Consider the following 17,402-nt stretch of genomic DNA (forward strand, 5'->3'; position numbering starts at 1 on the left):
TTACTTCACGCCTGCCTTGTCGAGCGGGGTCATATTCTCGACCGCGGCGGCATTCTTGGCACGGACATCCTCCGGCGCCGCGACGAGGCCGCGGCCCTTCAGATAGCCGTTCGCACCCCATGTCGACTCCTTGGCATATTCGCCGAGGAACGCCTTCAGCGCCGGCTTGGCGCGGGCATGCTCGCCCTTGGCATAGACGTAGAGCGGGCGGGCCGCCGGGTAGCTGAAGTCGGCGATCGTCTCGTAGGTCGGCAACACGCCGTCGAGCGCCACGCCGCGGACCTTGTCGAGATTCTCCTCGAGGTAGGAATAGCCGAAGACGCCAAGCGCGTTCGGATTGCCGACCAGCTTCTGCACGATGAGGTTGTCGTTCTCGCCCGCCTCAACGAACGGGCCGTCCTCGCGGACCTTGGTGCAGCGGGTCTTGTACTCTTCCTCGTTCGACTTCTTGAGCGCGGCGAGGTCGGCGAAGCTGTTGCAGCCGGCTTCGAGCACCAGCTCGTTGAAGGCGTCGCGGGTGCCGCTCGTCGGCGGCGGGCCCAGCACCTCGATGCGGAGCGCCGGCAGCGCCGCATTGACGTCCTTCCAGGTGCGCTTGGTGTTCGGCTTGCCGTCGGGGCCGGTGGCGGCGAGCGCGAGGAACACGTCGCGCGGGGTCAGCTTCAGCGCCGGGCCGTTGGTGGCCTCCGCCATCACGATGCCGTCGATGCCGACCTGCACCTCGACGATCTGGTTGACGCCGTTCTTGGCGCAATCCTCGACTTCCGACTTCTTGATGCGGCGCGAGGCGTTGGCGAGATCGGGGTGCTGCATACCGACGCCGGCGCAGAACAGCTTGATGCCGCCGCCGGTGCCGGTCGATTCGACGATCGGAGTCGCCGCCTGCGGATACTGGCGTTTGAACGCCTCGGCGACGGCGGTGGTGAAGGGATAGACGGTCGACGAGCCGACGGCGCGGATCGCCGGGCCCGAGACGTTGACCGCGCCGGCGGTGGCGCCGGCCGCCGTGCCCGCCTGATCGCCCTCGATCGGCTGGACGTTCTGCGGGCCCGAGTCGCAGGCGGCGAGCGCGAGCAGGGCGGCGGTGGCGAGCAGGAACGGCGTCTTCATTTGCGGGCTCCGTGAGCAGTGTCGATTGGGCATTGGCCCGCTTTTGTGACGCTTGGATGACAGTGCGATGAATCCCCGGAATACAGGTGTTTACCCGATGCCCGCGCGCGATGGCGCATGCTAGCCATCCACGATGGGTGGAGCGGGTAGCGGTAGTCGTGCACGGCGAGTCATGGTCGTGGCCGGCGCCCGTCGCGAGACGATCAAGCTCGCCCCCGTGGTTCGCGCCTTGCGGGCGCGTCCCGGCCTTAAGATCCCCTTCGTCACCGCCGGGGTGCCGCGTAACCGGCTCGCCGCGCTCGCCACGCTGTTCGGGTTGAAGCCCGACACGGCGATCGAGGCGCCCGACGATCTGGAGGCCGCCCGTCGCCAGTTGGTGCCGCTGATCCGCGACGAGCGGCCCGACCTGCTGCTGGTCCACGGCCGCAGCGCCATCGCGCTCGCCGCCGCGCTCGCTGCCGTCGATGCCGGATCGGCGGTGGCGCATGTCGAGGCAGGACTGGCGCTCGACGGGTTGCGCGACGCCAACGCGCTGGCGATCGGCCGGCTCGCGACGCTGAATTTCGCGCCGACCGGCAGCGCGCGCGAGCGGCTGCTGGCGCAGGGCGCGACACCCGCCGGCATCCATGTGACGGGCAGCAGCGGCGTCGATGCGCTGCACATGATGATCGAGCGGCTGGAGAGCGACGCGGGCTTTGCCGCCGCGGCAACGCTCGCGCCCGCAGGTGACGGCCCGCTGGTGCTGGTTACCGCCGAGCGCGGCGAGACACCGCTCGCCGCGGTGACGGCGGTGGTTCAGGCGATGGTGATGGAAACCGAGGCGCGCTTCCTGTTCGTCACCGATCCCGCCCAGCATGAGCGGCTGAACATCGTGTTCGAGGGGACGCCGCGCGTGCGCATCGCCGGCCGGCTCGACTATCCAGCCTTCGTCGAGGCGATGCGCCACGCGCAGGTCATCCTCACCGATTCGAGCGGCATCGAGGAGGTGGCGCCGTCGATCGGCGTGCCGGTGCTGGTGATGCGCAATTCGACCGACCGGCCGGAGGGCGTCGCCGCGGGCAGCGCCGCGCTGGTCGGATCGAGCGCCACCGCGATTGCCGCCGCCGCCACCCGCCTCCTCGCCAACCCGGCGGCGCATGCGGCGATGGCGAACGTCCGATCACCCTATGGCGACGGGCTTGCCGCCTGGCGGATCGCCGCGATCATCCGCGAGTGGATTGGAGCATAGCGCCGGCCAGCTCGCGGACGAACTTGGCGGCAACCATCGCGGTCATGTCGTTGACGTCGCGCGTCGGATTGAGCTCGACGACATCGCCGCCGATCACGGGGCCTTCGAGCGCCTGGATCGCGGAAATCACCGCGCGGCTGCTGAGCCCGCCCGGTTCATGGTGCGACACGCCGGGCGCATAGGCCGGGTCGAGCGCGTCGAGGTCGATCGAGACATAGACCGGCCCGGTCGGCAGCAGCGTCGGCAGCTCGGCCAGCCGGTCCATGCCGACGGTCACCACCCCGAAGCGCGCCGCCTGCGCGCGCAACTCGGCGGTGTCGGCGCGGATGCCGACCTGAACCAGCTTCGTCGCCAGCCCCTCCTGCATGATCCGCGCGAACGGGCAGGCGTGCGAATAGGGATCGCCCTCGTAGCTGTCGTAGAGATCGGGGTGGGCGTCGAAGTGCAGGATCGACAGGCCGGGGTGGTGCTTCGCCACCGCGCGCAGTACCGGGTAGGTCACCGCATGGTCGCCACCGAGCGCGAGGATGCGGTGGCCCTTCGCCAGCTCGGCGTCGACCCCGGCGGTGATCGCGTCGATCTCCGCTGGCGTGCCGTCGAGCGTCAGGTCGCCGGCATCGACCAGCGCGGCGCCGACGTCGATGCCGTTCTCGGCGAACAGGTTGCTCGACCCGCAGTGCAGCGCCGCACGGATCGCCGCGGGCGCCGTGGCGGCACCGCGTAGATAGGAAGAGCCGCGGTCGGTCGGCAGCCCGAGAAGGGCGATGCCGCCCACCCTCAGGCCTTCGGGTCGATATCCAGCCCGCGCGCGCCGTCATGCGCCGTGTGGGCCGGTGCCTTGGGCGGCTCGATCTCGGCGGGCTCGAGCACCTCGAGCTTGCCTTCCCACTTCGCCACCACGACGCTCGCCACCGCATTGCCGACGACGTTGGTCGCCGAGCGGCCCATGTCGAGGAAGTGATCGACCGCGAGGATCAGCAGCAGGCCGGCCTCCGGGATGTCGAAGAAGGCCAGCGTGGCGGCGATGACGACCAGCGAGGCGCGCGGCACGCCGGCGACGCCCTTCGAGGTCACCATCAGCACCAGCAACATGGTGATTTCCTGACCGAGGGTCAGGTCGATGCCGTAGGCCTGCGCGATGAAGATCGTCGCGAAGGTCATGTACATCATCGAGCCGTCGAGATTGAACGAATAGCCCAAGGGCAGCACGAAGCTGGCGATGCGGCGCGGCACGCCGAAGCGGTCGAGCGCTTCCAGGGTGCGCGGAAACGCTGCTTCCGACGACGCAGTCGAGAAGGCGAGCAGGATCGGCTCGCGGATGTAGCGCACCAGCAGGGTGGTGCGTTTGCCGACGATCAGGAAGCACACGCCGATGAGCAGCAGCCACAGCAGCGCGAGGCCGAAGTAGAAGGTGCCCATGAAATAGCCGAAGGTGCCGATGATCTGCGGGCCACGTTCCGCGATGGTGCCGGCGACGGCGGCGAACACCGCGATCGGCGCGACGCGCATCACATAGTCGGTGATCTGCAGCATGACGGCGACCAGCGCCTCGACGCCGCGCACCAGCGGTGCGGCCTTTTCGCCGACCGCCGTGATCGCCACGCCGACGAACAGCGAGAAGACGACGATCTGCAGGATCTCGTTGGTCGCCATCGCCTCGAACATCGAGGCGGGCACCAGGTGGGTGACGAAGTCCTTCAGGTTGAACGCCGCCTGGTCGACGCCGCTCGTCGCGGTTTCGGGCGGGATCGGGAAGCCGAGGCCGACGCCCGGCTGAAAGAAATTGACGAGGACGAGCCCGAGGCTGAGCGAGATCAGGCTGGCGGCGAGGAACCAGCCGATCGCCCGGCCGCCGACGCGGCCCAGTGCCGCCGTGTCGCCCATGTGCGCGACGCCCGCCACCAGGGTGGCGAACACCAGCGGCGCGATGATCATCTTGATCAGCCGCAGGAACAGCGTGGTGATGATCGAGAAATAGCCGGCGATTTCCTTCAGCTGCGCTTCGGCAGCCGGGGTGGCGGTCCCGATGCTGGCATTGATCGCCCAGCCGACGAGGATGCCGAGCGCCATGGCGCCGAGGATGTACCAGGTGAGGCGCTTGGCCATGAAGGTCCTTCGAAAGCGGCTGTAAACAGGCGCGCAGTTACGAAGAACCGGGGGCGTAAGGTCAAGCGAAAGCTTTTAGAGCTTCCCCTCGCCCGCTTGCGGGAGAGGGACAGGACGCGGCTTGCTTACGCGGCCGTGCCGCCGACCGTCAGCCCCTCGATCAGCAGGGTCGGCTGACCGACGCCCGCGGGTACCGACTGGCCGCCCTTGCCGCAGATGCCGACACCTTCGTCGAGTTCGAGATCGTTGCCGATCGCCTTCACGCGGGTCAGCACGTCGGGGCCGTTGCCGATCAGCGTCGCGCCCTTGATCGGCGCGCCGAGGCGGCCGTTCTCGATCTTGTACGCCTCGGTGCAGGAGAAGACGAACTTGCCGCTGGTGATGTCGACCTGCCCGCCGCCGAAGCTCTTGGCGTAGATGCCGTCCTTCACCCGGCCGAGGATTTCCGCCGGATCGTCCTTGCCGCCGAGCATGAAGGTGTTGGTCATGCGCGGCATCGGCGCGTGCGCATAGGATTCGCGGCGGCCGTTGCCGGTCGCGGCGACGCCCATCAGCCGGGCGTTGAGCCGGTCCTGCATATAGCCTTTCAGGATACCGTCCTCGATCAGCACCGTCTGCTGCGTCGGCGTACCCTCATCGTCGATGGTCAGCGAGCCGCGGCGGTTCTCGATCGAGCCGTCATCGACCACGGTGACGCCCGGCGCGGCAACGCGCTGGCCGATCATGCCCGAGAAGGCGGAACTGCCCTTACGGTTGAAATCACCTTCGAGGCCGTGGCCAACCGCTTCATGCAGCAGCACACCCGGCCAGCCCGGCCCCAGCACCACGGTGGTCTCGCCGGCCGGCGCCGCCACCGCGTCGAGGTTCACCAGCGCCTGCGCCAGCGCGATGTCGATCGCGCGGCCCCAGGTGGCGGGCTCGAACAGCCGGTCGTAGAGATAGCGCCCGCCGAGGCCGTGGAAGCCGGTCTCGCGGCGACCATCCTTCTCGGCGACGATCTGCACGTTGAGACGGACCAGCGGCCGCACGTCGCGGGCGCGGAAGCCGTCGGGGCGGATGATCTCGACCACGCCCCAGCTACCGAGCAGCGACGCCGACACCTGCCGGACCCGCGGGTCACGGGCGCGGGCGATCGCGTCGATCTCCTGCAGCAGCGCCACCTTCTTGGCGAAGGGCACCGCCGAGAGCGGATCGTCGGAGATGTAGAGCTGGCGGTTGGTGCGCGGCGGATTGAGCGAGGCGGTGCCGCCGTGACCCGCGCGAACCACCGCCACCGTCTCGGCCGCCCGGCGGATTGCCGCATCGGACAGCTCGTTGGCATGCGCATAGCCGGTGGTCTCGCCGGCGACGCCGCGCAGGCCGAAGCCCTGGTTGGTGTCGAACGTCGCCGCCTTCAGCCGCCCGTCGTCGAAGGCGAAGCTCTCCGACGCGACATATTGCAGATAGAGCTCGCCGTCGTCGCAGCCGGCAAGCGCCTCGGCGACGAGGCGTTCGGTGCGCGCCGGGTCGAGGCCGGTGTCGCGGTAGAAGAGATTGGCGGGGTCAATCTGGGTCATGTGACCCGATCTAGGGAGTCTTGCGGCGGATTCCTACCGCTTGTCGGCGGGGCCACCGCTCAGCACGAAGCGGCGGTCGCAATAGCCGCAGTCGACCGCGCCGGTCGCGTCGATCTGCAGCCATACGCGCGGATGGCCGAGCGGGCCTTCATCACCGTCGCAGGCGACGCGCGCCGTATCGACATAGAGCGTTTCGGGAGCCGGCATCGTGTCCATGGCCGCGCTTTAGCAAAGCGGGTGCCCCTCGCGCTACCGGGAAGTTGGCCGCACCGCCCGAACCGGCTATGCGCTTGGGCCATGAGCGAACCGGCGATTTCGATCCGCGGCCTCGAGAAGGTCTATGGCAACGGCAAGGTGGCGCTGCACGGCATCGACCTCGATATCCCCCGCGGGTCGATGTTCGGGCTGCTGGGGCCGAACGGCGCCGGCAAGTCGACGACGATCAACATCCTCGCCGGGCTGGTGAACAAGACCGCGGGGTCGGCGCGGGTCTGGGGCTTCGACATCGACGCCAATCCGCGTAACGCCAAGGCGTCGATCGGCATCGTGCCGCAGGAAATCGTGTTCGACGCCTTCTTCACGCCGTTCGAGGTGCTGGAGCTGCAGGCCGGCCTCTACGGCGTGCCGAAGGCGCAGCGGCGGACGATGGACATTCTTCGCGCGGTGCGGCTGGAGGATAAGGCCAACGCGTATGCGCGCACCCTGTCGGGCGGCATGAAGCGGCGGCTGCTCGTCGCCAAGGCGCTGGTTCACAACCCGCCGATCCTCGTGCTCGACGAGCCGACCGCCGGCGTCGACATCGAGCTTCGCCAGCAGCTCTGGGCCTATGTCCGCGAGCTGCACAGCTATGGCACGACGGTGGTGTTGACGACGCACTATCTGGAAGAGGCCGAGGCGCTGTGCGACCGCATCGCGATCATCAATCACGGTCGCGTCGTCGCCAATGACGAGACGCGCACCCTGCTGGCGACCGCGCAGGAGAAGGTGGTGGTCGTCACCATCGACCGCGATCTCGACCTCGCGCCGGACCATCTCGGCGTCGGCAAGGTCGAGCTACGCGGCACCCGCCAGCTCGCGATCACCTACGACAAGCGCGAGCGGCAGGCGGGCGCAGTGCTGCATGCACTGACAGAGGCGGGGTTGGGCATCGTCGACGTGTCGACGCAGGAAGCCGATCTGGAAGACGTGTTCCTGTCGCTGACGCGCTCCGTCGCCGCTTAGCCACCTTTTTCGTCATCCCGCGAAGGCGGGGATCCATTACCGCCGACGCTTCGGAGAATGGATCCCCGCCTTCGCGGGGATGACGATGATGGGTTGGGCGTCAGGGCATCAGCCACAAGCGTATGACCCACGCGACGCTGCCGACCGCGGCGACGCCCGCGACCCACAGGCCGACGAACCACAGCAGCCGGCGGCGGAGCGGTGCTTCCGCCATCAATGATAGCCGTGCACCCCGACCTTCCCGCGAAACGCCCAATAGGCATAGGCGGTGTAGGCCAGGATGATCGGGATCAGCACCCCGGCGCCGACCAGCATGAACACCTGGCTCTTCTCCGGCGCGGCGGCCGCCCAGATCGTCACCTCGTTGGGGATGACATAGGGGAACATGCTGATGCCGAGACCGACGAAGCAGAGCGCGAACAGGCCGAGCGCCAGCAGGAAGGGCGCAGATTCGCGCTTGGCGAGGCTGCGCCAGAAGGCAAAGGCGGTGATCGCCACCAGCAGCGGCACCTGCGCGGTCAGCAGCACGTTGGGCCAGGCGAACCAGCGGGCATAATATTCGATTTCGAGGAAGGGCGTCACCGCGCTGACCGCGCCGACGCCGGCCAAGGTCAGCAGTCCGGCCCAGCGCGCGTAGCGGCGGGCCTTTGCCTGCAAGTCCGCCTCGGTCTTCATGATCAGCCACGTCGCGCCGAGCAGTGCATAGCCGGCCACGAGGCTAATGCCGCAGAGCAGGCTGAACGGGGTCAGCCAGTCCCACCAGCCGCCGCCATAGGCGCGGCCGTCGACGTCGATGCCCTGCAGCAGCGCGCCGAGCGCGATGCCCTGTGCCAACGCCGCCACCACCGATCCGCCGAAGAAGGCAGCGTCCCAGAAGCCTTGGTGACGCGGATCGCGCCAGCGGAATTCGAAGGCGACGCCGCGGAAGATCAGCGCCAGCAGCATTGCGACGATCGGCGCATAGAGCGCCGGCATGACGATCGCGTAGGCGAGCGGGAAAGCGGCGAACAGCCCGCCGCCGCCGAGTACCAGCCAGGTCTCGTTGCCGTCCCACACCGGCGCAATCGAGTTCATCGCCACCGCGCGCTCTTCGCCTTCCAATCGCGGAAACAGGATGCCGACGCCGAGGTCGAAGCCGTCCATGACGACATAGGCGAAGACCGCGAAGGCGATGATGAACGCCCAGACGATGGTCAGATCGAAATCGATGCCCATCAGGGTGCCCTTTCGACAGAGGGGGCCGGGGTGATGCCGGCGCTGCGGATCGGCCCGTCGGGATCGGCTTCGAGGCCGGGCTCGCCGATTTGTGGGGCATGGCCCATCAGCTTCAAGATGTACCAGACGCCGACGCCGAACACGGCGAAATAGACGAGGACGAAGGCGATCAGCGAGGTCGCCACCGCCGGCGCGTCGAGCGGTGACGCCGAGGCCGAGGTGCGGAGCAGGCCGTAGATCGTATAGGGCTGGCGGCCGACCTCGGTGGTGATCCAGCCGGCGAGCACCGCGATCAGGCCCGAGGGCCCCATCACGACCGCGAAGCGGTGGAGCAGCGACCAGTCGTAGAGCTTGCCGCGCATCCGCGCGAGCAGGCTGAATAGCCCGAGCCCGAGCATCAGGAAGCCGAGGCCGACCATCACCCGGAACGACCAGAACACGATCGGCACCGGCGGCCAGTCCTCGCGCGCCACGGTGTCGAGCCCGGCGAGCGGTGCGTCGAGGTCGTGCTTCAGGATCAGCGACGAGGCCTTGGGGATTTCGACCTTGTAGCGGACGGTGGCGGCGTCCTGATCGGGGAGGCCGAACAGGATCAGCGGCGCGCCATTCGGGTGGCTGTCGAAATGCCCCTCCATCGCCATCACCTTCGCCGGCTGATGCTCGAGCGTGTTGAGGCCGTGGAGATCGCCGGCGAAAATCTGGATGGGGGCGACGATGGCTGCCATCCACATCGCCATCGAGAACATGGTGCGGGCGGCCTCGGGCGTGCTCGCCCGAGGACTCGCCACGGCGGCCGGCGAGCCATTCGGCTCGACCGACGGCGCGGCTTCGCTGCGCCGGGCCTTCAGCAAATGCCACGCGCCCACCGCGCCGACGATCAGCGCCGTCGTCAGATAGGCGGCGATGACGGTGTGGACGAGGCGGTAGGGAAAGCTCGGGTTGAAGACGATCGCCCACCAGTCGGCGGGCAGGAACTGGCCGTTGGCGCCGATGGTGAAGCCCTGCGGCGTGTGCATCCAGCTGTTCACCGACAGGATCCAGAACGCCGAGATGAAGGTGCCGACGGCGACGGCGAGCGTCGCCATGAAGTGCAGCTTCTTCCCCACCTTCTCCATGCCGAACAGCATGACCCCGAGGAAGCCGGCCTCGAGGAAGAAGGCGGTCAGCACCTCATAGGCCATGAGGGGACCGATCACCGGCCCGGCGCGGTCGGAGAACACCGACCAGTTGGTGCCGAACTGGTAGGACATGACGATACCCGAGACGACGCCCATCGCGAAGGTGATGGCGAAAATCTTCAGCCAGTATCTGAAGAGCGTGAGGTAGACCTCGCGCCCGGTCTTCAGCCACAGGCCCTCGAGCACCGCGAGATAGCTCGCCAGCCCGATCGAGAAGGCCGGGAAGATGAAGTGAAACGACACGGTGAACGCAAACTGGATGCGCGCCAGCAACAGGGCGTCGAGGTCGTCAAACACGGGTTCCTCCTGATCTCGGAGGGGCCGCCGTCGGTCCCGCGGCCTCTATAACGCTTCGGACGCGAAACGGACTGCGCCATCTCGCCGCGACGAGGGCGTCAGCGGCGCGGCTCGCACATCGATTGCACCGCGCTCCATTCGGCCGCCGTCATCGCCGGCGCGTAGGCGCGGCCCGGCTCAACCGCGCCGAGCAGCATCCGCCGCCGGTCGCCGGTCAGCGGATGCGTCGAGGCATAGCGCAGTACGACGCGCCAATTGCCCTGCTCCTGCAAATCCTGCCCGTCATGGTCGCCGATGTAGCTGAGGAAATCGGCGAGCGGCTTGGGCGACACGCCGATGCGCTTCAGCCCGACGATCGCCTTCGCATCCGCCTCGGTCTCGGCGCCGCGCGTGTAGGTGAGGAGCAACGCCGTCTGCGCGATGCTCGCCGCGTCGCCGCCGACATTCTGCAGCACGAAGGCGAGCGCGCCGGCACGGATGACGCCTTTCAGCGGATGCTTGCCCTCGACGTGCGCCACCTCGTGCGCGAGCACGCCGGCGAGTTCGTCGGGGGTCTTCACTTCGTTGATCAACCCACGCAGCACGCCGATGTGGCGGCCGGGCACGGCAAAGGCGTTGATCGTCGGCGAGTCGATGACATGGACACGGATCGGCGGCTTGCCCGGTTGCAACCGCGCGACCAGCCGGTCGAGCGCCGCCTGCCCGTCGGCGCCGGTGCACTGGCCCGGTCGGCCAAGCAGCGTGACGGCTTCCGCGCCGATGCGATCGGCGAGCGGGTCAGGAACCAGCGGCGTTACCCAGTCGACGAACTTCAGCGCCACCGTCGCAACGATCGCCAGCGCCACCGCGCCCGCGGCGACGGCGGCGGGCAGGCTGATCCGGTCGAGCCGCGCCTCGAAGCCGTCGCGGCCCGGCAGCGCATCGCACAGTTCGGCGGGCGCATCGATCAGCGTCAGCCGCCAGCCGACCCTGTCAGTGCGCGACCAGATGTCGGCGGTGCTGCGCTGACCGGCGTGGCGGAGCAGCGCGAGCGGCACCCGTTCCGGCTCGATGCCGCGCGCCTCGATGTGCAGCGCGTCGCCGTCTCGCCGCACCAGCGCCTCGCGGCGGACGCCGGTGACGCCGTCATAGAGATGCCCGGTCGCGGTCATATCGCCCCGATCTCGAAGGCGCCGGCCAGCCCTTCGCCCTCGCCCGGCGCGCGGGCGGACGACTGGCTGAGTGTATCGGCGTCGATGCCACCGGTCGCGGCCAGATGCGTGATGAAGAATTGCCAGTTGCGATAGGGCAGCAGCACCACACCGAGACCGAGCGTCACCACGACCAGCGCCAAGTTGCCGGCGAAGAAGCGCACCCAGTCACCCGAGCTGGCGAGAAAGCGGAAGTGCAATCCGCCGAGCGACAGCCCGCCGACCGCGTTGCGAAAATAGACGGCGAAGTAGAGCGCGCCGACCAGCGCGAACAGCAGGTACATGAAGCCGGTCACCAGCGTCGAGGCGAGCCGCGCTTCGCCGGCGGCGACCATGAAGCCGAGCATGAGCCCCATCACCAGGAAGCCGAGGATGGCAAGGCCGAAGAGGCCGAAGAAGCGCTTGTACAGGCCCTTCGTGGTCGCCGCCGTCTCGAAGGGAAAGGGGCCGAAGCTCATCTCCCCCCAGCGCCGGTTCCACAGCGCGATATTGTAGCTGGGCAGGGTCAGCCAGAAGGTCGGGAGCAGCAGTGCGCCGCGCGCCAGCGCGAAGCCGCCATATCTCCAGCCGGCGCGGTCGCTGCCGCCGCGGATGCCGCGCCACAGGGTGCGGCTGAGCCGGTAGCGCAGCATGCGGAAATGCGCGACGCCGAGAAGGTAGAGGATCGACAGCGTGAAGCCGAGCCCGAGCAGCCCGGCCGTCAGCGGCTCGCCGCGCATCACCGCCGATTGCAGCAGCAGGTTGATGAGTAACAGCGGGAGCATGACGAGGAAGAAGACGGCGACGAAGCCCTTGAACAGCTCCTTGCCCGTGCCCGTCCATTCGAGATGATCGTCGACGAAACGGGTGTGCGCCCAGAGATAGCGCCGCGCCCGCGCCGAGCCCCAGAAAGCATAGACGCCGAGCGTCAGCAGGGTCAGCAGGGTCAGCAGCAGGTTGACGAAGGCGATGCGCGCATAGTCGGCGATATTGCCGTCGAACGCGAAACTGTCGCGCGCGCTGCCGGTCGTTTCGTCCATTCCCGCTTCCCCCCGATCCGCAGCCTAGCCGGCGGCGCGGCGCGCGCAACCCGCGGCACTACCGTAGGGATGCGGCGCAGGCGCTACCGACCCAGCGCCGGCAGGATATGTTCGGTGATCAGGCGGTCGGTGAGCGCGTGCGCGTCGCGCTCGCGGAAATTCTCGCTGGTGACGACGACGGTGGCGCGAAGATCGGGGAACACCAGTATCTTGTTGCCGCCCATCCCGTACATGCCCCAGCTCCGGTGCGGTTGCCCGCCTGCCGTGAACGGCGCCAGCCACCAGAGATAGCCATAATCGACATTCTCGCGGGCGTTCGCCTTCGGCGTGGTCGAGGCGGTGACCCAGGCTTCGGGAACGATCTGCCGCCCGTTCCGCCGCCCCTTGTCGAGGTAGAGCTGCGCAAGGCCGAGGAGATCGACGCTTCGCAAGCGGAGCCCGCCACCGCCCATCGCGAGGCCCGTCGGCGTGATCTGCCAATCGGCTTTCGGAATGGCCAGCGGCTCGAAGAGCGAGGCGCGCGCGAAATCCGCCAGCGGCTGCTTCGCGGCTTTCTCGACGATGCCGCCGAGCATCACCACGCCCGCGGTGCAATAGCTGAAGGCGCGGCCGTAGGGGCGATCCGCGGGCTTCTCCTCGAACGGCGGAAAGCCCCTGATCGGCAGGTCGAGCGCGAACTTCACATAGTCCTCGATGAGGTACATCCGCTCTTCATTGCCGCGCGAGAAGCTGTTGCTGTCGTTGCATTCGAGCAGCGAACTCATCGTCAGCAGGTCTTCGACGCTGATCTGCGCCTTGCGCGGATCGGGATTGTCGAGTGGCTGGCGGTCAGGGAAGAACGGCACCACCGGCGCCGCGACGCCGGCGATCAGCTTCTTCTCGATCGCGATGCCGACGAGCATGCCGGTGACGGTCTTGGTCGCCGACCGGGTGTCGCGCGGCTTTTCGCGCCCGCCCTCATCGAAATAGGCCTCGTGGATCAGGCGGCCGTCACGAGCGATCAGCACGCTGGTAATGCGCTTGAACTCGCCGCGGCGCAGCGCGGCGTCCATCCCCTCCAGGGTTGCCGGATCGCGCGTTGCCGGCGCGGCCGGCGCCTGACCGGCAACCGGCGTCGCCATCGCGGCGAACATCAGTCCGACGGCTCGCATGACGTTCTTCAGCATTTGCATCTTCCCCCCAAGAGCCCTGCCCTTCTTGGCTGTACGCGACATCGGCCAGCTTACCCCTGCGGGGCGTGACGCGCCGGCGCAAGGCGAGTCGCTCTCCCCTTTGACCCGCCGGCGCGTCACGCTACACACCGCGCATGGCCAAGTCCGTCCCCTCCGCGGCGCAGGAATATGATGTCGTCATCATCGGATCGGGCGCCGCCGGGCTGACCGCGGCGCTGAACCTTGCTGACCGCGCCAAGGTCGCGGTGCTGTCGAAGGGCGGGCTTTCCGCCGGGTCGACCGCCTGGGCGCAGGGCGGCATCGCCGCGGTGCTGGAAAAGGGCGACACCTTCGAAAGCCATGTTGAGGACACGATGGTCGCCGGCGCTGGCCTCAACGACCGCCGCGCCGTCGAACTGGTCGTGGAGAATGCCCCCGCCGCCATCGCCCGCCTCGCCGACCTCGGCGTGCCGTTCAACCCCGGCGAGCGCGAGCGATTTCACCTGACCCAGGAGGGCGGCCATTCGCGCCGCCGCATCGTCCATGTCGACGACGCGACCGGCTGGGCGGTACAAGTGGCGCTGGAGCGGGCGGCGCGCGCGCACCCGAACATCACCCTGGTGCCCGACCGGATCGGCGTCGACCTGATCACCGAGCGGCACCTGGCGAATGGTGACGACGGCGCGCGGCGCTGCCACGGCGTCTATGCGCTCAACCGCGAGAGCGGGCAGGTCGAGCGCTTCGCGGCGCCCGCGACCATCCTCGCCACCGGCGGCGCCTCGCGCGTCTATCTCTATTCGACCAACCCCGATGGCGCGACCGGCGACGGCATCGCGATGGCGTGGCGCGCCGGCTGCCGGGTGTCGAACCTTGAGTTCAACCAGTTCCATCCAACCTGCCTCTACCATCCGCAGATCAAGAACTTCCTGATCACCGAGGCGATGCGCGGCGAGGGCGGCAAGCTGCGCCTGCCCGACGGCGAGCGCTTCATGCCGCGCTTCGATGCGCGCGAGGAGCTGGCGCCGCGCGACGTGGTGGCCCGCGCCATCGACCATGAGATGAAGCGGCTGGGGTTGGAGCATGTGCTGCTCGACGTCACCCACCTCGATCCCGATTTCGTCGTCGGCCATTTCCCGACGATCTACCGCCGGCTGATCGAGCTGGGCATCGACCCGACCAAGCAGCCGATCCCGGTGGTGCCGGCGGCGCACTATACCTGCGGCGGCGTCGACATCGACCTGGCCGGCCGCACCGACCTGCCCGGCCTTTATGCGATCGGCGAGGTCTCGCAATCAGGCCTGCACGGCGCCAACCGCATGGCGTCCAACTCGCTGCTCGAATGCCTGGTGTTCGGGCAGGCGGCGGCCGACGACATTCTCAGCAGCAACCTGCTCGCCGCGCCGCGCCCCGATGTGCAGCCGTGGGACGAATCGCGCGTTACCGATTCGGACGAAGAGATCGTCGTCACCCACAATTGGGCCGAGCTTCGCCGCTTCATGTGGGACTATGTCGGCATCGTCCGCACGACCAAGCGGCTGGAGCGCGCCGCGCACCGCGTCGCGCTGCTGAAGGGCGAGATCGCCGAATATTACGCGAACTTCCGCGTCAATCCGAACCTGCTCGAGCTGCGCAACCTCGTCACCGTCGCCGACCTGATCGTGCAGTCGGCGCTGGCGCGGAAGGAAAGCCGCGGGCTTCATTACACGCTCGACTACCCCGGCCTGCTGCCGCAGGCTGTCGACACGATCCTCACGCCCGACCTGCCGGAGACCTCATGACCCGCTCGATCCTGCTCGCCACCGCCGCGCTGCTGCTGACCACCGGCTTCGCCCCGGCCGACGATCTGACGCGCGCCAAGGCGATCCTTGCGAAGACGCCGGTGATCGACGGACACAATGACGTGCCGTGGGGCGTGCGGCAGAAGCTGCGCGGCAAGACCGCCGGCTTCGCCTTCGAGCGCCTGCCCGACAACGAACGCAGCGACTGGCACACCGACATCGAGCGGATGCGCGACGGCCGCGTCGGCGGGCAGTTCTGGTCGGTCTATATCGACGCCGGCATGACCGGGCCCGACGGCGTGCAGGCGACGTTGGAGCAGGTCGACATCACCCGCCGGCTGATCGACCGCTATGAGGCGCTAGAGTTCGCAGGGAACGCCGCCGAAACCGCGCGGATCATGAAGCGCGGCCGCATCGCCTCGCTGATGGGCGCCGAGGGCGGTCATTCGATCGGCAATTCGCTCGCGGTGCTGCGTCAGCTGCACGCGCTCGGCGTCGGCTACATGACCTTGACCCATTCGAAGACCATCGACTGGGCGGACAGCGCCACCGACGCGCCGAAGCATGACGGGCTGACACCGTTCGGGGTCGAGGTGGTCAAGGAGATGAACCGCCTCGGCATGCTCGTCGACCTGAGCCATGTCGCGCCGGCGACGATGAACGACGCGATCGATGCCTCGGTCGCGCCGGTGATCTTCAGCCATTCGAACGCCAAGGCGGTCGCCGACCATCCGCGCAACGTTCCCGACGACGTGCTGAAGCGGCTGCCGGGGAACGGCGGCGTCATCATGGTCACCTTCGTCCAGCCGTTCACCAGCCAGGCGACCGCCGAATGGGATGCCCGCCAGTCGGCCGAGGAAGCGCGGCTGAAATCGCGCAATCCCGCGGACGCGGCGGCGGTGAAGTCGGCCCTCGACGCCTGGGTGGCGGCGAACCCGCGCCCGCGCGCCACCGTCCAACAGGTCGCCGACCATGTCGATCACGTCCGCAAGGTCGCCGGCATTGACCACATCGGCATCGGCTCCGACTATGACGGCATTCCGAACACGCCCGTGGACCTTGAGGATGTGGCGGCGGTGCCCAACCTGTTCGCCGAGCTGCTGCGCCGCGGCTATTCGGAGGCCGACCTCGGCAAGATCGCGCAGGGCAATATCCTGCGCGTGATGCGTCAGGCGGAAGTCGTCGCCGCGCGGCTGCAAAAGGAGCGCGGCCCCAACGAGACGCGCATCGACGACAAGCCCGCAACGCCGCCGGCGATCGACGATCGGCCTCGCTAAAGGATCTTTCCGCTCAGCAGTGCGCAGCCGACGCACTTGCCGGCTATCTTGTAGTCGGCGCGATCGATGAACCAGCCGGTCGTCTGGTTGTCGCCGAGCCGTGCCTGCCCCTTGTAGTCGGCAAGCAGGATCACCGGCCGGTCGTCGAGATTGGCGACCTGGTTGCCGTCGACCAGCACCGTCGCCTCATTCTGCTGGACCTCGGCGCTGACCACCACGACGCAGCAGCGGTTCTGCGTGGTGATGCCCTTGATCATCGCGTTGCCGCGGATGGTGCCGGTCGCGCCGTTGGGCAGGTCGATGAGGTAGTTGGTTTCCTCGCCCTTGCTGTCGTCGATGAGATTGTCCTGGATATCGACCTCGCGGACACGCGCCTTGATGTAGTGACCACCGCGCCCTTCCTCGAACAGCGACTCCTTCACCGTCAGCCCGGCGAAGCGGCCCATGTAGAGCGAGTGCGAGCAATTGTCGGGGCGGCATTTGCCGAGGCGCCGGAAGATCGAGCGCTCGATGGTGGCGCGGCCTTCCTGGCCGTTGCCGCTGATCATGCCGTTCTCGCTGTCCTCGAAGGTCGACGACTCGATGGTGAGGTCGCCCTTTTCGAGGCGGATGCCGGCGCCGTTGCCGTCGGCGGCCTTGTAGCCGGTGAAGCGCAGCCCCTCGACGATCGCTTCGTCTCCGCGCACCACCAGCGCCGCCTTGTCCTCGCAGGTCTTGCCGCGGAAGGTGACGGTGCCCGGGATCATCGCGCGCAGCGTCAGGCGGCCGCGCGAAATCACCGCGCAATCCTCATAGGTGCCGGGCATTACGGTGATGGTGTCGGTATCGCGCGCGGCCCGCACGGCATCGGCCAGCTTCGGGAAAGCACCGCCGCTTTGCAGCATGAAGGGCATGCCGGCGCCGGGCGTGTCGGTGCGCGCGGCATCGAGTTCGCGTACCCATTGCGGGTGCGTCGGCGACGCCTTGGCGGCCTCGGGGCGCATCATCCACCAGCCGGCGACACCGGCCACCGCCAGCACGACCAGCAGAAGCAGCCATTTCACCACGCGCATCGAAAGCCCCCGAAGAATCCTCTA

General features: G+C 68.3%; 16 protein-coding genes. 4 read left to right on the forward strand and 12 right to left on the reverse strand.

Going from position 1 to position 17,402, the window contains the following annotated elements:
- Positions 1-1,110: a substrate-binding domain-containing protein gene (locus ACFOMD_RS07090; protein WP_380858975.1), complete on the reverse strand. Its 1,110-nt coding sequence runs from the start codon at positions 1,108-1,110 to the stop codon at positions 1-3.
- A 178-nt stretch (positions 1,111-1,288) separates the two neighbouring features.
- Between ACFOMD_RS07090 and wecB the strand changes: the two genes are divergently transcribed.
- A complete protein-coding gene (wecB, locus tag ACFOMD_RS07095) occupies positions 1,289-2,338 on the forward strand; it encodes a non-hydrolyzing UDP-N-acetylglucosamine 2-epimerase (RefSeq protein ID WP_380858978.1) in 1,050 nt (349 codons plus the stop codon).
- Here wecB and speB read toward each other — a convergent pair.
- The 4 genes from speB to ACFOMD_RS07115 form a co-directional block, all read right to left on the reverse strand.
- Positions 2,313-3,113 carry an agmatinase gene (gene speB, locus ACFOMD_RS07100; RefSeq protein ID WP_380858981.1) on the reverse strand — a complete coding sequence of 267 codons (801 nt, stop codon included), beginning with the start codon at positions 3,111-3,113 and terminating at the stop codon, positions 2,313-2,315. The genes wecB and speB overlap by 26 nt on opposite strands.
- 2 nt (positions 3,114-3,115) lie before the next feature.
- The gene (locus ACFOMD_RS07105) at positions 3,116-4,444 is read right to left on the reverse strand and encodes a dicarboxylate/amino acid:cation symporter (protein ID WP_380858984.1); all 1,329 of its coding nucleotides are present in this window, start codon (positions 4,442-4,444) and stop codon (positions 3,116-3,118) included.
- A gap of 125 nt (positions 4,445-4,569) precedes the next feature.
- Entirely contained in the window at positions 4,570-6,000 is a 1,431-nt protein-coding gene (gene tldD, locus ACFOMD_RS07110) for a metalloprotease TldD (protein ID WP_380858987.1), read from the reverse strand.
- Between the two features lie 33 nt (positions 6,001-6,033).
- Positions 6,034-6,216, reverse strand: coding sequence for a zinc-finger domain-containing protein (locus tag ACFOMD_RS07115; RefSeq protein WP_380858990.1), 183 nt, complete (start codon positions 6,214-6,216; stop codon positions 6,034-6,036).
- 81 nt (positions 6,217-6,297) lie between these two features.
- Here ACFOMD_RS07115 and ACFOMD_RS07120 point away from each other — a divergent pair, with 81 nt between their 5' ends.
- Complete coding sequence (locus tag ACFOMD_RS07120) at positions 6,298-7,221, forward strand: ABC transporter ATP-binding protein (RefSeq protein ID WP_380858993.1); 924 nt, start codon at positions 6,298-6,300, stop codon at positions 7,219-7,221.
- Positions 7,222-7,321: 100 nt separating this feature from the next.
- Here ACFOMD_RS07120 and ACFOMD_RS07125 read toward each other — a convergent pair whose 3' ends face one another.
- The 6 genes from ACFOMD_RS07125 to ACFOMD_RS07150 form a co-directional block, all read right to left on the reverse strand.
- Positions 7,322-7,435 (reverse strand): DUF2474 domain-containing protein, encoded by a 114-nt coding sequence (locus ACFOMD_RS07125; protein WP_380858996.1) that lies wholly within the window; start codon positions 7,433-7,435, stop codon positions 7,322-7,324.
- Positions 7,435-8,436 carry a cytochrome d ubiquinol oxidase subunit II gene (cydB, locus tag ACFOMD_RS07130; RefSeq protein WP_380858999.1) on the reverse strand — a complete coding sequence of 334 codons (1,002 nt, stop codon included), beginning with the start codon at positions 8,434-8,436 and terminating at the stop codon, positions 7,435-7,437. Before cydB ends, ACFOMD_RS07125 begins: the two co-directional genes overlap by 1 nt.
- Positions 8,436-9,911 (reverse strand): cytochrome ubiquinol oxidase subunit I, encoded by a 1,476-nt coding sequence (locus tag ACFOMD_RS07135; protein WP_380859002.1) that lies wholly within the window; start codon positions 9,909-9,911, stop codon positions 8,436-8,438. Before ACFOMD_RS07135 ends, cydB begins: the two co-directional genes overlap by 1 nt.
- Before the next feature lie 98 nt (positions 9,912-10,009).
- Complete coding sequence (locus ACFOMD_RS07140; protein ID WP_380859005.1) at positions 10,010-11,062, reverse strand: M48 family metallopeptidase; 1,053 nt, start codon at positions 11,060-11,062, stop codon at positions 10,010-10,012.
- Positions 11,059-12,120 (reverse strand): DUF898 family protein, encoded by a 1,062-nt coding sequence (locus ACFOMD_RS07145; protein WP_380859008.1) that lies wholly within the window; start codon positions 12,118-12,120, stop codon positions 11,059-11,061. Before ACFOMD_RS07145 ends, ACFOMD_RS07140 begins: the two co-directional genes overlap by 4 nt.
- 83 nt (positions 12,121-12,203) lie before the next feature.
- Complete coding sequence (locus ACFOMD_RS07150) at positions 12,204-13,286, reverse strand: serine hydrolase domain-containing protein (RefSeq protein WP_380859011.1); 1,083 nt, start codon at positions 13,284-13,286, stop codon at positions 12,204-12,206.
- A gap of 140 nt (positions 13,287-13,426) precedes the next feature.
- Here ACFOMD_RS07150 and nadB point away from each other — a divergent pair, with 140 nt between their 5' ends.
- Positions 13,427-15,049 carry an L-aspartate oxidase gene (gene nadB, locus ACFOMD_RS07155; RefSeq protein WP_380859014.1) on the forward strand — a complete coding sequence of 541 codons (1,623 nt, stop codon included), beginning with the start codon at positions 13,427-13,429 and terminating at the stop codon, positions 15,047-15,049.
- Complete coding sequence (locus ACFOMD_RS07160) at positions 15,046-16,326, forward strand: dipeptidase (RefSeq protein ID WP_380859017.1); 1,281 nt, start codon at positions 15,046-15,048, stop codon at positions 16,324-16,326. Before nadB ends, ACFOMD_RS07160 begins: the two co-directional genes overlap by 4 nt.
- Here the strand turns inward: ACFOMD_RS07160 and ACFOMD_RS07165 are convergent.
- Positions 16,323-17,369 carry a right-handed parallel beta-helix repeat-containing protein gene (locus ACFOMD_RS07165; RefSeq protein ID WP_380859020.1) on the reverse strand — a complete coding sequence of 349 codons (1,047 nt, stop codon included), beginning with the start codon at positions 17,367-17,369 and terminating at the stop codon, positions 16,323-16,325. The genes ACFOMD_RS07160 and ACFOMD_RS07165 overlap by 4 nt on opposite strands.
- Positions 17,370-17,402: the final 33 nt, after the last annotated feature.

Source organism: Sphingoaurantiacus capsulatus (genome assembly GCF_042648405.1).
Lineage (GTDB): Bacteria > Pseudomonadota > Alphaproteobacteria > Sphingomonadales > Sphingomonadaceae > Sphingoaurantiacus > Sphingoaurantiacus capsulatus.